Annotated in this window: 10 protein-coding genes; 8 read left to right on the forward strand and 2 right to left on the reverse strand. The window is 71.9% G+C overall.

Annotation, left to right across the window (positions count from 1 at the left end; all coding sequences use genetic code 11):
• Nucleotides 1-112: 112 nt before the first annotated feature.
• Nucleotides 113-3,868: an FHA domain-containing protein gene (locus tag QF035_RS31940; RefSeq protein ID WP_307531596.1), complete on the reverse strand. Its 3,756-nt coding sequence runs from the start codon at nt 3,866-3,868 to the stop codon at nt 113-115.
• A 438-nt stretch (nt 3,869-4,306) separates the two neighbouring features.
• Here QF035_RS31940 and QF035_RS31945 point away from each other — a divergent pair, with 438 nt between their 5' ends.
• The 4 genes from QF035_RS31945 to QF035_RS31960 all read left to right on the forward strand — a co-directional run bounded on the left by QF035_RS31945 (nt 4,307) and on the right by QF035_RS31960 (nt 9,735).
• Nucleotides 4,307-5,986, forward strand: a complete 1,680-nt coding sequence (locus QF035_RS31945; RefSeq protein ID WP_307523892.1) for a serine/threonine-protein kinase — start codon at nt 4,307-4,309, stop codon at nt 5,984-5,986.
• A gap of 181 nt (nt 5,987-6,167) precedes the next feature.
• Nucleotides 6,168-7,412, forward strand: coding sequence for a serine/threonine-protein kinase (locus QF035_RS31950; RefSeq protein ID WP_307523893.1), 1,245 nt, complete (start codon nt 6,168-6,170; stop codon nt 7,410-7,412).
• A gap of 291 nt (nt 7,413-7,703) precedes the next feature.
• Entirely contained in the window at nt 7,704-8,810 is a 1,107-nt protein-coding gene (gene prfB / locus QF035_RS31955) for a peptide chain release factor 2 (protein ID WP_307523894.1), read from the forward strand.
• 304 nt (nt 8,811-9,114) lie between these two features.
• Complete coding sequence (locus QF035_RS31960; protein ID WP_307523895.1) at nt 9,115-9,735, forward strand: LPXTG cell wall anchor domain-containing protein; 621 nt, start codon at nt 9,115-9,117, stop codon at nt 9,733-9,735.
• A gap of 156 nt (nt 9,736-9,891) precedes the next feature.
• Here the strand turns inward: QF035_RS31960 and QF035_RS31965 are convergent, their stop codons facing one another.
• Nucleotides 9,892-10,086: a hypothetical protein gene (locus QF035_RS31965; protein ID WP_055615824.1), complete on the reverse strand. Its 195-nt coding sequence runs from the start codon at nt 10,084-10,086 to the stop codon at nt 9,892-9,894.
• A gap of 382 nt (nt 10,087-10,468) precedes the next feature.
• On the opposite strand from QF035_RS31965, the gene ftsE reads away from it, so the two are divergent.
• From ftsE to smpB, 4 genes are all read left to right on the forward strand, one after another.
• The gene (gene ftsE, locus QF035_RS31970; RefSeq protein WP_200397853.1) at nt 10,469-11,158 is read left to right on the forward strand and encodes a cell division ATP-binding protein FtsE; all 690 of its coding nucleotides are present in this window, start codon (nt 10,469-10,471) and stop codon (nt 11,156-11,158) included.
• An 88-nt stretch (nt 11,159-11,246) separates the two neighbouring features.
• Complete coding sequence (gene ftsX / locus QF035_RS31975) at nt 11,247-12,164, forward strand: permease-like cell division protein FtsX (RefSeq protein WP_055615826.1); 918 nt, start codon at nt 11,247-11,249, stop codon at nt 12,162-12,164.
• Between the two features lie 67 nt (nt 12,165-12,231).
• The gene (locus QF035_RS31980; RefSeq protein WP_307523896.1) at nt 12,232-13,398 is read left to right on the forward strand and encodes a S41 family peptidase; all 1,167 of its coding nucleotides are present in this window, start codon (nt 12,232-12,234) and stop codon (nt 13,396-13,398) included.
• A 104-nt stretch (nt 13,399-13,502) separates the two neighbouring features.
• Complete coding sequence (smpB, locus tag QF035_RS31985; RefSeq protein ID WP_307531598.1) at nt 13,503-14,036, forward strand: SsrA-binding protein SmpB; 534 nt, start codon at nt 13,503-13,505, stop codon at nt 14,034-14,036.
• Nucleotides 14,037-14,076 lie beyond the last annotated feature (40 nt).

The following is a 14,076-nucleotide window of genomic DNA, read 5'->3' on the forward strand; positions in this document are numbered from 1 at the left end:
CGGGGGCGGAGCCCCTGAGTTAGTGACGATGGGGGTCCCCCCGCTCGAGCGAAGCCGAGAGTGGGGGAGGGTAGGGGCGGCGGGGGCGAAAAAAGCCCGGACGAACCCGGCGCTAAAGAAGCGACGGCACCTCCGTCGCCGAGACGGAGCGGGCCGCCCGCTCCAGGGCGCTGGCCAGGAGGGCCAGGTCCGTGGGCCCGTTGCCCAGCTCGCGGACGGGCCGCCGCGCGGGCGGATCACCCATGCGGGCCCACTCCAGCGGGACGACAGTGGGCCGCAGAGTCGCCGTACGAGGAATACGACCAGTGACCCGGCCGCCCTGGAACGGCGTCGGCCGACCGGCCGGTCCGCCGAGCCGCCCCCGCCCGGGCGCAGGCTCCTCCGGCCCGGCCACCACCGCTTCGAGGACAACCCGAAGCGTCGCCCGCCGAGCCAGCTCCGTCTCGTCCGTTCGCTCCCCGCCCCCGGTCGCCGCCACCAGATGCACCCCGAGCCGCTCCCCGTCCCGCGCCACGGCTTCCAGCGCCCGCACGACCGAACCGGCGGCCGGGCGCCCGGGGGAGCCCAGCGCGGGCGAGAGCAGGGCGTCGAGGTCGTCGACGACCACGACGAGCCGGGGAAGCGGAGGCCCCGCGTCCGGCCGGGGCCGGCTCGCGACGGGACGCAGCCGGAGAGTGGAACTGGAGGGCGTGTCGAGGTCCCCGGCACCGGCGGACCCGCCGGCCGTACCGCCTGCCTGCCTGGCCGCCGAACCGGCCGAGCGCTGGGCGACGACACGGCCCGACGCCCCCTGCCGGTCCTGTCGCGCCTGTCTGTCCTGCCGGTCCTGAAGGGAGTGCCACTCGGCGAAGTCGAGCCGGCCGAGCAGTTCGGCCCGCCGCTTCAGCTCGGCGGCCAGCGACTGGGCGAACTCCCGCATCCGTACGGGATCGTGGGCGCCCAGTTGCGTCGTGACGTGAGGCAGGTCCGTACACACCTGGAGTCCGTCCCCGCGCGCGGCCGCGCCACCGCTGCCCGTGCCGTCCCGGCCGTCGATGAGCACGATGCCGAGCCGGTCGGGCCGCTCCGCGGCGGCGAGCGAGGCGGCCACCGAACGCAGCAGTTCCGTACGCCCGCTGCCCGAGGGGCCCTCGACCAGCAGATGCGGTCCCTCGACCGCGAGGTCCACGGAGACGGGCCCGCGGGGACCGGCGCCGAGCACGGCCGTGGCCCGGCCGCCGAGCGCTTCCCTGTCGTCGGCCGCGTCCGCCCAGCGCGCCATCAGCGACGCCGGGGTGGCCCTCGCCAGGCCCAACTCGTCAAGGAGCCGGGCGGATTGGGGCAGCGGCGCGGACACACGGGTGTGCCGCTCACCTGCCACACCGTCCGCACGCAGCGGCGCCAGCGCCCGGGCGAACCGCTCGGCCCAGGCCATGGACACGGCGTCCACGGCGGCGACCGTGCCGTGACCCACGGGCCCGCCCTGCGCGGCGGATGCGGAACCGCCCGCCTGCTTGCCGTGCGCCACGCGCAGCAGCCGCAGCGCCGTCGCCACGTCACCGCTGAGCAGCGCGACGGCACCGCACTCCCGGAAGGCGGGCGAGGCCGCGCAGGCCGCCTCGTACGTGTCCGTCACCGGCGAGGCGGGCGACGCGGCCGGCGTCTCGACGAGACAGATGACGTGGATCCCGGCCTGGGGTCCCTCGGCCGCGAGCCGTGACACGGCCTCCCGCACACCGGCCGACCCGGGGTCCCCGTCCACCACGACGACGGTGTGGGGGCCCGGCCACTCGGTCTCCGCCGGATCGTCGGACCGCGCCCAGGAGGGCCGCCTGGCCCGCCCACGGGCGGCCGCGTCACTGGTCTGCGTACCGCTGCGGGGGAGTCCCAGGTGGGTGATGTTGCTGTCGCGTGCGGTGGGGTGGGCGCGGGGCAACGCAGGGGAACCGGAACCGGTGCGCTCACCGTCCCGCGCCGGGTCGCCGTCGGACGGGTGCCTCGGCCGGGCCGTGCCGTCGGAAGAGGAAGAAGAGGCAGAGGGTGAGGAGCCGGGGCGGCCGCTCGCGCCGCCGTCGTGGCCCCGCTCGCCGCCGGACCGGTGTACGGCCGAGAAGGCCCCGCTGTCGTCCGGTGAGCCCTCGCCGAGGCGAAGCCCTCCGCCGGCGGATCCGGTGGCCACGGAGGCCCGGCCCACTTCCGCCAGGTGGTCATCGAGCCGGCGGACCAGCTCCTCCGTACGCGCCGTCGCCTGTTCGCGGTCGTAGGCGAGGAGGAGGCGGCAGTCCTGGCCGTGGGTGGGACGGAGATGGGGGAGCCAGCCGAGCCAGGACCACTCGGCGGTGCGCTCCTCCACGGAACGCGAGCGGTCCGTGCTGATCAGGGTGATCTCCAGGGCGTCGGGCGAGTGCAGCGCGGCGAGCTGGGCGACCACCGCGCGGGCGAGCCCCGAGAGGCGGCCGCGCGGCCCGGCCAGGCCCAGCGCGCCGACCTCCCGCAGCCCCGCGGTCACCGGCACCGAGGGCAGCAGGCCGGAGCCGTCGGGCGCGCTCCGGTCCGCCGTGCCGAGCCGCACCGTGAGCGTCTCCGGGTGTCCCGGGCCGCGCTCCCACAGCCGCGGTCCCGGTCCGAGCGCGGCCAGCAGCAGTGCGGCGGGATCCGGCCACCGCTCGGGAGCGGACGCGCCCGCCACGACGGGCTCCTCGGCTGCCGGTGTCTCGTACGCGTCGTCGTACGCCTCGTCGTGCTCCGTGTCCGGCTCGTCGCTCCGGCCGCCCGCCAGTCGCCGGGCCCATGCGGAGAGCCCGCCGCGCTTGCGCACACCGCGTGGGACGGGTGTCCCTCGGAGGGGAGTGCCTTTTCGGCCGCCCTCACCGGGGGCGGGTGCGTCCCGGTCCTCCTCGGGGGCCGCTCCGGAAGGCGCTCCGGTGTCCGTGCTCTCGATCCGCGGCGCCCGGCCCTGTCCGGGCACGACGGTCGGGTCCGCGGGCGTGTGTCCCTGGGGCGTGGGCGCGGTCCCGTGGGAGCGCCCGCCCTCGGCGGAGCCCCACCCGGCGGTGCCGTACCCGTGATGTGTCTCGGCGGTCGGCGGCGCGACCTGGAAACGGGACGCCGCCTCCGGAGCGCCTCCGTCGTCATCTCGGGCGCCCCCGTCGCGCGCGTGGGGCACCCTCGCCGCTCCGGGCGCCGGTGCCTCCTGTCCCGTACGACCGGACGTGGTCGCCGTCGGCTGTTCCCGCTCGGGAGTCTCCGGTGCCGTCACGACCCGGATATGTCCCTCGCCGTCCGGCGCGGTCTCCCGCACGACGGCCGGTTCGCCCGCCGCGGCCAGGCGCAGCGCCGACTCGCCCACCCGGAGGAGTGCCCCCGGCGCGAACCGCACCTGGCGCTCGCTCACGCGCCGGCCGTCCAGCGTCGTGCCGTTCGTGGAGCCCAGGTCCGCCACCGAGACGCGGCCGTCCGCCGCGACCGTCACGGCGCAGTGGAGGCGGGAGACGTCCGGGTCGTCCAGCGGCACGTCCGCGTCGGCCGAGCGGCCGATGTCGATCCGGCCGCCGTGCAGGAAATGGACACCTCCGGCGTCGGGCCCGGCCACCACGCGCAGCTGTGCCGCGGCGGGGTCGAGGTCGGGACCGGGCTCCGCGGGAGAGCCCAGGGACAGCACGGCCCCGTCCATGAGAGGCGGCTCACCCAGCGTGCAGCGCTGCGCGTCGAGCCGCTCCGCCCCCGCGTACAGCACCCCGGCTCCCTCGCCCCCGACCGCCGAGGCGAGGCCGGAGGCCACCGCCGCGAGCGCGGTCCCGGCGGGTGCTGTCACCAGCACGTCGCAGGACGCGGGGCGTCCCTCGGGGCGCGTCCCCAGCGGGTCTACGACGGTCAGCCGGATCTGCATCGCCGTCAGCGGTCCCTTCTGTCGCGGGCGCCCGCGACGAGGCTGCTCCGCGATCCCCCACCGCAGATTCCCCCCACCGCACACGGGCACGTCGGCCAGTACGGGAAGCATCCTCGCACCTGCCACTGACAACACGCCCGCCCTCCACCGGCAAGTGATCTTGATTGGACGGCTCTGCCCGCAAAAGTGCCTGACCAATGCCCGACCGATGTCCGCTTGAGATCGGTCACGTCAAGATGCGGCAACCAAACCACCCAAAGCGAGCGTCTTTTCATCGAACACATACAGGAACGCCTTACGTAATGCATGGGCAGACGGGGTGAGGGAAACCGCAGCGGGACGACAGCCCGGTGCCACGTTCGACGGCACTACAGTGGGTCGGAACCATCCGTAGCAGGGTGGACGGATCAGTCAGGCAAGCAGCAGGGAGCGCATGACGTGCGGCCGGTAGGGAGCAAGTACCTCCTTGAGGAGCCGCTTGGGCGCGGCGCCACAGGCACCGTCTGGCGCGCCCGCCAGAGGGAGACAGCGGGCGCCGAGGCGGCAGTACCCGGTCAGCCGGGTGAAACGGTGGCGATCAAGGTCCTCAAGGAGGAGCTCGCCAACGACGCGGACATCGTGATGCGGTTCCTGCGGGAGCGCTCCGTGCTGCTCCGCCTGACCCACCCGAACATCGTGCGTGTACGGGACCTCGTGGTCGAGGGCGATCTGCTGGCCCTGGTCATGGACCTGATCGAGGGCCCCGACCTCCATCACTACCTGCGCCAGAACGGCCCGTTCTCGCCGGTCGCCGCCGCGCTCCTGACCGCCCAGGTCGCCGACGCGCTCGCCGCCAGCCACGCCGACGGCGTCGTGCACCGCGACCTCAAGCCCGCGAACGTCCTGCTCAACCAGGACGGCGGCCAGATGCACCCGATGCTGACGGACTTCGGCATCGCGCGCCTCGCCGACTCCCCGGGTCTGACCCGCACCCACGAGTTCGTCGGCACGCCCGCCTATGTCGCGCCCGAGTCGGCCGAGGGCCGCCCGCAGACCTCCGCCGTCGACATCTACGGCGCCGGGATCATGCTGTACGAGCTGGTCACCGGCCGTCCCCCGTTCGGCGGCGGGTCGGCCCTGGAGGTCCTGCACCAGCACCTGAGCGCCGAGCCGCGCCGGCCCTCCACGGTCCCCGATCCGCTGTGGACCGTGATAGAGCGCTGCCTGCGCAAGAACCCCGACGAGCGGCCCAGCGCCGAGAACCTCGCCCGCGGCCTGCGTACGGTCGCCGAGGGCATCGGCGTGCACTCCAACTCCGCGCAGATCGCCGCCGCCGAGGCCGTGGGCGTCATGCTCGCCCCGGACCTGGCGCCCGCCACCGTGCCGGGCGACTTCGGGGCCGCCGACCCCACCCAGGTGCTCCCGCAGGGCGCCGCCTCGTACGACCCGAACGGCGCGACGAGCGTCCTGCCGCACACCGGCGCCGCCGACCCCACCGCCGTACTGCCCAACCGTGGCGCGGCAGACCCGACGGCCGTGATGCCGCCGGTGCCGCCGGGCCAGCCCGGGGCGGGCCCCGAGGACCCGCACCCCTGGCAGAACCAGTTGCGGGCGGCCCGCGACCGCAACGAGCCGACGCAGATGCAGCCGTACCTCGACCCGAACGAGGACCCGCTGCGGCGGCGCCCGCAGCGCCAGGTCGCGAGGCCCCAGCAGCAGCCACCGCCGCCGCCGAGGCCCCAGCAGCCCCAGCAGCGCCGGCAGCGACCGCCCCAGAACCAGCCCGGCTACGGCTATCCGCAACAGGGACAGCAGCCCCAGGGGTACGCGCCCCAGCATCAGCCTCAGCAGCCGCAGCAGCGGCACGCTCCGCCCCAGCAGCCTCAGCAGCCCGCGCCGCGGCCGCCGCGCGAGCCCCGGCAGCGCAGCGCCAACCGGATGAAGATCCCCGGACTCGGCTGCCTCAAGGGATGCCTGTTCACCGTCGTCATCCTGTTCCTGGCCGGGTGGGCGATCTGGGAGTTCAGCCCGCTCCAGGGCTGGATCGGCACGTCCAAGAGCTACTGGGACCAGCTGACGGACTGGGTCGGTACGGTCTCCGGCTGGGTCAAGGAACTGGACAACGGTTCCGGGAAGTAAGTCTTTTTAGGTACCAGTAAGCCTTTTCAGGAATTTCAGAGCATTGCCCCTTCAAATCCCCGGAACCGCGGTGCGGTTCTGGGGATTTGTCGACACCTGGGGGGTGATTTCTGTCGCCGAAGCGGAGGTTGGCGCTCTGGGCGCGTAGCTTTATCGGCAACACGCGCCCGTAGGAGCAGTCTTGGTACGGAAGATCGGCAGCCGGTACACCGCCAACCAGATTCTGGGGCGGGGCAGCGCCGGCACGGTGTGGCTCGGCGAGGGGCCCGAGGGCCCCGTCGCCATCAAGCTGCTGCGCGAGGACCTCGCGTCCGACCAGGAGCTCGTGGGCCGTTTCGTGCAGGAGCGGACGGCCCTGCTGGGCCTCGACGACCCGCACGTCGTCTCCGTACGCGACCTCGTGGTCGACGGCAACGACCTCGCCCTGGTCATGGACCTCGTCCGCGGCACGGATCTGCGGACCCGGCTCGACCGGGAGCGGCGGCTCGCGCCCGAGGCCGCCGTCGCCATCGTGGCCGATGTCGCGGACGGACTCGCGGCGGCGCACGCGGCGGGGGTCGTACACCGGGACGTCAAACCGGAGAACGTGCTGCTCGACATGCAGGGACCGCTCGGACCCGGCGGCTCGCACCCCGCGCTCCTCACCGACTTCGGCGTCGCCAAGCTCATCGACTCACCGCGGCGGACACGGGCGACGAAGATCATCGGTACGCCGGACTACCTGGCGCCCGAGATCATCGAGGGCCTGCCCCCGCGGGCGGCCGTCGACATCTACGCGCTGGCGACCGTGCTGTACGAACTCCTCGCCGGGTTCACGCCGTTCGGCGGGGGGCACCCGGGTGCGGTCCTGCGGCGGCACGTCACCGAGACCGTCGTCCCGCTGCCCGGCATTCCCGAGGAGCTGTGGCAGCTGCTCGTGCAGTGCCTGGCGAAGGCACCCGCCTCCCGCCTGCGGGCGTCCGAGCTGGGTGAGCGGCTGCGGGAGCAGTTGCCGTTGCTGGCGGGGATGCCGCCGCTGGACGTGGACGAGCCGGAGGGCGACGAGGACGGGGTCGGCGGGTACGACGACGGGCCGGCCGAGCCGGAGGCTCCGCGGGAGCGGGTCCGGCGCGGGGCCGTTCCCCTGGTACCCGGGGCCAAGCCGGACTCGAACCGTGACACGCATACGTCGATGAGGGTGCCCGGGCCCGACGAGCTCGCGGGCGGCGCCCGTGGCACGGCCCGCGCTCCGCGTGCCGCCGGGGCGCCCCGGCCGGGGTCCGCCCGCCATCGGGCCGCCGCGGCTCGGCGCCGCCGGATCACGTTGGGGGCGGCCGGGGTGGCGCTCGTCGCCGCGGTGGGGGTGGGCGCGTGGCTCGCCACCTCGGGTGACGACGCGGGCGCGACGCCCCAGGAGACGGAGACATCGGCACCGGCTTCGCCCTGACGGGCGGGGTCGTCATTCGCCTGCGGGTGCGTGGGGGCTGGCCGCGCAGTTCCCCGCGCCCCTGGGTGGGCGGGGGTCGGCGTGGTGTGTTGGGTGCGGGTCGTTCTGGGCTGAGCTCGCAGTTCCCCGAGCCCCTGAAAAACAAAAGCAGGGGCGCAGCCCCGCTTTTAGGGGCGCGGGGAACTGCGCGACCAGCCACGGGCGACCCGCACCCGACAAACCGAGCCCCGCAAAACACAAGCCCCCCGTTCCACCGGCGGAGCCACTTCGTGGAGCCGTTACGCTGGAGGCGTGGCAGTCGTCGATGTATCCGAAGAGCTCAAGTCCCTCTCCTCGACCATGGAGTCGATCGAGGCCGTCCTGGACCTCGACAAGCTGAGGGCAGACATCGCCGTGCTCGAGGAGCAGGCGGCGGCGCCGTCCCTGTGGGACGACCCGGACGAGGCGCAGAAGATCACCAGCAAGCTGAGCCACCTCCAGGCGGAGGTGCGCAAGACCGAAGCGCTCCGCGGGCGTATCGATGATCTCAGCGTCCTCTTCGAGATGGCCGAGGAGGAGGACGACTCCGACACCCGCGCCGAGGCCGAGACCGAGCTCACCGCCGTCAAGAAGGCGCTGGACGAGATGGAAGTCCGCACCCTGCTCTCCGGGGAGTACGACTCCCGCGAGGCGCTCGTCAACATCCGCGCGGAGGCCGGTGGCGTGGACGCCGCCGACTTCGCCGAGAAGCTGCAGCGCATGTACCTGCGCTGGGCCGAGCAGCACGGATACAAGACGGAGGTCTACGAGACCTCGTACGCGGAAGAGGCCGGCATCAAGTCGACCACCTTCGCCGTCCAGATCCCGTACGCGTACGGGACGCTGTCGGTGGAGCAGGGCACGCACCGCCTGGTGCGGATCTCGCCGTTCGACAACCAGGGGCGGCGCCAGACGTCGTTCGCGGGTGTGGAGATCCTTCCCGTCGTCGAGCAGACCGATCACATCGAGATCGACGAGTCCGAGCTCCGGGTGGACGTGTACCGCTCGTCCGGGCCCGGCGGCCAGGGCGTCAACACGACCGACTCCGCGGTGCGGCTCACCCACCTCCCCACCGGAATCGTCGTCTCCTGCCAGAACGAGCGGTCGCAGATCCAGAACAAGGCGTCCGCGATGAACGTGCTGCAGGCGAAGCTCCTCGACCGGCGCCGGCAGGAGGAGCAGGCCAAGATGGACGCCCTCAAGGGCGACGGCGGCAACTCCTGGGGAAACCAGATGCGTTCGTACGTCCTGCACCCGTACCAAATGGTCAAGGATCTGCGCACGGAGTTCGAAGTCGGAAACCCCGAGGCCGTTTTCAATGGCGAGATCGACGGGTTCCTTGAGGCCGGAATTCGCTGGCGCAAGCAGCAGGAGAAGTAGGCGACATTTGTAGACGTCGCTTTGTCGACAGGGCAACTGCCATCCACTGGACGGCAGTTGCCCTTTGTGTAGGCCGATGTCTGGGTTTTACATCACACTCACATGTCGCTGTGCCGGTCAAATGAGCTTGATCTGGACATCGCGGTCGCAACGACCTTGACGTTGCATTGAAAAGTGGGAAGGCTGACGCGCGGCATGCGTATCTCTGGGGCGCATGTGAACCGGGGGCTCCACCGAGCTTCCCCCGACGTCGCGGCCCCGGGCGCTGCACCATTGACGATGAGCTACTGGGGGTAGCAACCAGATGACCAAGAAGACGCGTATCCGGATCGCGCGGATAGCCGCCGGCGCGGTGATCGCCGCCGGTGCTTCGCTGACCGCCGCCGGTGCCGCTTCGGCTCTCGACGTCGGTGTCGAGGTGGGCGGTCTGAACGTCGGCGCCACCGCCGACGAGAGCGGTGTCGAGGTCGGCATCGGTGTCGAGGACCCGACGACCCCGGCCCCGACTCCCACCGAGCCGACCGGGGACCCGACGGTGATCCCGACGGATCCGGAGCCGACGGACCCGCCCACCACCGACGACCCGACCGATCCCACCGATGAGCCCACCGAGCCCACGGAGGACCCGACCGACGAGCCCACCGACGGGCCGAGCGACCCGGGCAACGACAACGGTGGCAGCACCGGCGGCAACGACACCGACCCCGACGGCGGCTCCCAGCCGGTCGAGCAGGGCGCGGGCAAGGAGAGCCTGACCGACACCGGTTCGGACACCTCCGCCCAGGGCACCGGCGGCGAGCTGGCCGAGACCGGCGCCGCCGAGAACATCACGTACCTGCTGATCGGCGCCGCGACGATGATCGCCGGCGGCATCGGCTTCCGTATGCTGCCCCGCCTGATGAACGGCCGCGGCGCGGCTGCCTGACGGACTTCATGGGCGTACGCGCGCGAAAGTGCGTGACGTGAGTGCGTGAGAAGGGCCCGGAGCTTGAAGCTCCGGGCCCTTCTCCATGTCTTGTCCGCGCCTTGCCGCCCACTGCGGCCGTGCCTCGTGCGTGCCCGCTCGTGCCTCGCGCGCGTCCTACGCGGTCTGGTGGGCCAGCAGGGCCACTGCCGCGATCAGGATGGCGAGCAGCGCGATCAGCGCCATGGGGTTGAGGCCGCCTCCGAAGGGGCCCTCCTGCTGCAGCCGAGCACGGTTCGCGCGGCAGACGGGGCAGCGGCCCTCGTTCACGGGCGCGGCACAGTTCGCGCACACCAGCCGGTCGTACGTCATGCGCTCGCCCTCCTTGCACCGGTTCCACGTACACAACGCTCTCGGGAACGGATACGTTCCCCCTCCACTGTGCCAGGTTCCTCCGGAGGGCGCGCGGGTTCTCGTGCGGGGGCTGGGCAGGGCGCCTCCTGAGGGGTGGCTTGCGTTGTCTCGCGGCTACAGGCTGTGTGTGGCTTGTCGCGCTCACGCGGCGGAGCCGCACAGCGATACAGCCCCGCGCCCCTGACGCGGCGCGCCCCAGCCCCGTCCCCTCTCTCAGGTTGCCCCGCACAAAAGCGCACAACCCTTGCGCAACCTCTCCCGGCGACTGCGCGCGTGTACCCGGGTCGCGTATGGTCACGCTCATCTAACCCCGATATCCCCGACGGCCTGTGGTGCATCCGTGATCCGATTCGACAACGTGTCCAAGGTCTACCCCAAGCAGACCCGCCCCGCTCTGAGGGATGTGTCCCTGGAGGTCGAGCGAGGCGAGTTCGTGTTCCTGGTGGGGTCCTCCGGCTCCGGAAAGTCCACCTTCCTGCGGCTGATCCTCCGCGAGGAGCGGACCAGCCACGGTCAGGTGCACGTCCTGGGCAAGGACCTCGCGCGCATCTCCAACTGGAAGGTGCCGCAGATGCGCCGCCAGCTCGGGACGGTGTTCCAGGACTTCCGCCTCCTGCCGAACAAGACGGTCGCCGAGAACGTGGCCTTCGCGCAGGAGGTCATCGGCAAGTCGCGCGGCGAGATCCGCAAGTCCGTGCCGCAGGTGCTCGACCTCGTCGGGCTCGGTGGCAAGGAGGACCGGATGCCCGGTGAGCTGTCCGGTGGTGAGCAGCAGCGGGTGGCGATCGCGAGAGCGTTCGTCAACCGGCCCAAGCTGCTGATCGCGGACGAGCCCACCGGAAACCTCGACCCGCAGACCTCCGTCGGCATCATGAAGCTGCTCGACCGGATCAACCGGACGGGCACGACCGTCCTGATGGCGACGCACGACCAGAACATCGTGGACCAGATGCGCAAGCGCGTCATCGAGCTGGAGAAGGGCCGACTAGTCCGCGACCAGGCGCGCGGCGTGTACGGCTACCAGCACTGACCGCGACCTCCCTCACGCTCGCGGATTCACCGCGGAGCAGGGGGAGGACTCCCCACGCATCCGCCACGGAAAGGCCTGAGAAGACGCCATGCGCGCCCAGTTCGTTCTGTCGGAGATCGGTGTCGGTCTCCGCCGCAATCTGACGATGACCTTCGCGGTCGTCGTCTCGGTCGCCCTGTCCCTCGCCCTGTTCGGCGGTTCGCTCCTGATGAGCGACCAGGTGAACACGATGAAGGGCTACTGGTACGACAAGGTCAACGTCTCGATCTTCCTCTGCAACAAGAGCGACGCGGAGTCCGATCCCAACTGCGCCAAGGGAGCGGTCACCACCGAGCAGAAGAAGCAGATCGAGACCGACCTCGACAAGATGTCCGTCGTCGAGACCGTCTCGCACGAGTCGAGCGACCAGGCGTACAAGCACTACAAGGAGCAGTTCGGCGACTCCCCGCTGGCCGCCTCGCTCACCCCGGACCAGATGCAGGAATCCTTCCGCATCAAGCTCAAGGACCCGGAGAAGTACCAGGTCATCGCGACCGCCTTCGACGGCCGTGACGGCGTGCAGTCCGTGCAGGACCAGAAGGGCATCCTCGACAACCTCTTCGGGCTCCTCAACGGCATGAACTGGGCCGCCCGAGCGGTGATGGCGATGATGCTCGTCGTCGCGCTGATGCTGATCGTCAACACGGTGCGCGTCTCGGCCTTCAGCCGTCGGCGTGAGACCGGGATCATGCGCCTGGTGGGCGCCTCGGGCTTCTACATCCAGGCGCCGTTCATCATGGAGGCCGCGGTCGCCGGACTGATCGGCGGCGGGGTGGCGTGTGCCTTCCTGCTGATCGCCCGGTACTTCATCATCGACCACGGTCTGGCCCTGTCGGAGAAGCTGAACCTGATCAACTTCATCGGCTGGGACGCCGTTCTCACGAAGCTGCCGCTCATCCTCGCGACGAGTCTGCTGATGCCCGCGCTTGCCGCGTTCTTCGCGTTGCGCAAGTACCTGAAGGTGTGACGCATGCCAAGAGGGCCGTACCGGCAAGCGCCGGTACGGCCCTTCTCGTTGTCCTAGACTCACCGGCATGTCAGGCCGCGACCTGTTCTGTCAGCCCCGCCGCTTCGGCCGCGGGGCGGCCCTGACGTTGGTCTTCGCGAGCGTTCTCGCGGCGGGTGCCGCGACCGGCTCGTTCGACACCCCCGGCCGCAAGAGCGCCTCCCCGTCCACCAGGTCCGCCCCGGCGGGCCACCAGGAGGACGTGGCCGACGCCGCCGCCGAGGCGATGGCCGACGGCAAGTCCCCGGTCGAGGCCGCCGAGCGGGCCGTCAGCCGCAGCGGCGACCGGTGGGGCGCGGTCTACTCCCCGGGCGAGTACGAGGAGTTCGAGGAAGCTCTCGACGGCCAGTACACCGGCGTCGGCCTGTGGGCCCGGCGCGAGCGCGACGGACGTATCGAGGTGACCCGGGTGCAGCCCGGCTCGCCCGCGCAGGCCGCCGGGATCCGCCAGGGCGACCGGCTGCGCAGCATCGACGGCCACCGGGTCGACGGCAGGCCCGTGACGGAGGTCGTCTCATTACTGAGGGGCGACGCCACCGACGCGAGCGCCGGAACGACCGTCGCTCTCGGCCTTGAGCGCGGCACGCGCGCGTGGAGCGAGACCCTGCGCCGGGCCCGCCTGTCCACCGACTCCGTGACGGTCCGCGAACTGCCCGGCGGCGTCACCGTGATCAAGGTCGCCGCCTTCACCAAGGGCTCCGGCGACCTCGTACGGACCGCCGTGGCCGACGCCCCCACGGGCACCGGGGTCGTCCTGGACCTGCGCGGCAACTCCGGCGGCCTGGTCACCGAGGCCGTCACCGCCGCCTCCGCCTTCCTCGACGGCGGCCTCGTCGCCACGTACGACGTGAACGGCGACCAGCGAGCCCTGCACGCCGATCCCGGTGGTGACACCACCAGACCCCTGGTCGCGCTCGTCGACGGCGGCACGATGAGCGCGGCCGAGCTCCTCACGGGAGGCCTGCAGGACCGCGGCCGCGCGGTCGTCGTGGGCTCCAGGACCTTCGGCAAGGGCTCGGTCCAGATGCCGAGCCGGCTGCCCGACGGCTCCGTCGCCGAGCTGACCGTCGGGCACTACCGCACCCCCTCCGGGCGAGGGGTCGACGGCCGCGGCATCACCCCCGACCTGGAGGCCGAGGAGAGCTCGCTGGAGCGGGCCGAGACGGTACTGAGCGGGCTCGGCGACCCCTCGTAACCGACCGGACACGGCTTTCCGGGCCGACGGTTCGCATCTCCCGTAATCGGCTTTCCCTCGTGGGCCCCTCTAGTGCGAAAATGGCCAGCACTATGAGCAAGGGCATGTACGTACCGAAAGAATCCCAGCCGAAGCAGGGAGGGGGCACCTCCGGCAAGGTCAAGGACGGCAAGCGGAAGATCGTCGCGCAGAACAAGAAGGCGCGGCACGACTACGCCATCATCGACACCTACGAGGCCGGGCTCGTCCTCACCGGCACGGAGGTGAAGTCCCTGCGCCAGGGCCGGGCCTCGCTGACCGACGGCTTCGTCCAGATCGACGGGGACGAGGCGTGGCTGCACAACGCCCACATCCCGGAGTACAGCCAGGGCACCTGGACCAACCACACCGTGCGCCGCAAGCGGAAGCTGCTCCTGCACCGCGAGGAGATCGACAAGCTGGCGTCGAAGTCCGAGGAGACGGGTCACACGATCGTGCCCCTCGCCCTCTACTTCAAGGACGGCCGCGCGAAGGCCGAGATCGCGCTCGCCCGGGGCAAGAAGGAGTACGACAAGCGGCAGACCCTGCGCGAGAAGCAGGACCGGCGGGAGTCGGACCGGGCGATCGCGGCGGCCAAGAGGAAGCAGCGGGGCCAGTAGCAGCGGGGCGAGTGGCGGGCCGGTGGGCGCCTCGCCGCCG

This window comes from Streptomyces umbrinus (genome assembly GCF_030817415.1).
Classification (GTDB): domain Bacteria; phylum Actinomycetota; class Actinomycetes; order Streptomycetales; family Streptomycetaceae; genus Streptomyces; species Streptomyces umbrinus_A.

Excerpts from the sequence above, each read along its gene's own strand:
- QF035_RS31940 (WP_307531596.1), bottom strand. The coding sequence starts at position 3,868 with ATGCAGATCCGGCTGACCGTCGTAGACCCGCTGGGGACGCGCCCCGAG.
- QF035_RS31960 (WP_307523895.1), top strand. The coding sequence starts at position 9,115 with ATGACCAAGAAGACGCGTATCCGGATCGCGCGGATAGCCGCCGGCGCG.
- QF035_RS31965 (WP_055615824.1), bottom strand. The coding sequence starts at position 10,086 with ATGACGTACGACCGGCTGGTGTGCGCGAACTGTGCCGCGCCCGTGAAC.
- ftsX (WP_055615826.1), top strand. The coding sequence starts at position 11,247 with ATGCGCGCCCAGTTCGTTCTGTCGGAGATCGGTGTCGGTCTCCGCCGC.
- QF035_RS31980 (WP_307523896.1), top strand. The coding sequence starts at position 12,232 with ATGTCAGGCCGCGACCTGTTCTGTCAGCCCCGCCGCTTCGGCCGCGGG.
- smpB (WP_307531598.1), top strand. The coding sequence starts at position 13,503 with ATGTACGTACCGAAAGAATCCCAGCCGAAGCAGGGAGGGGGCACCTCC.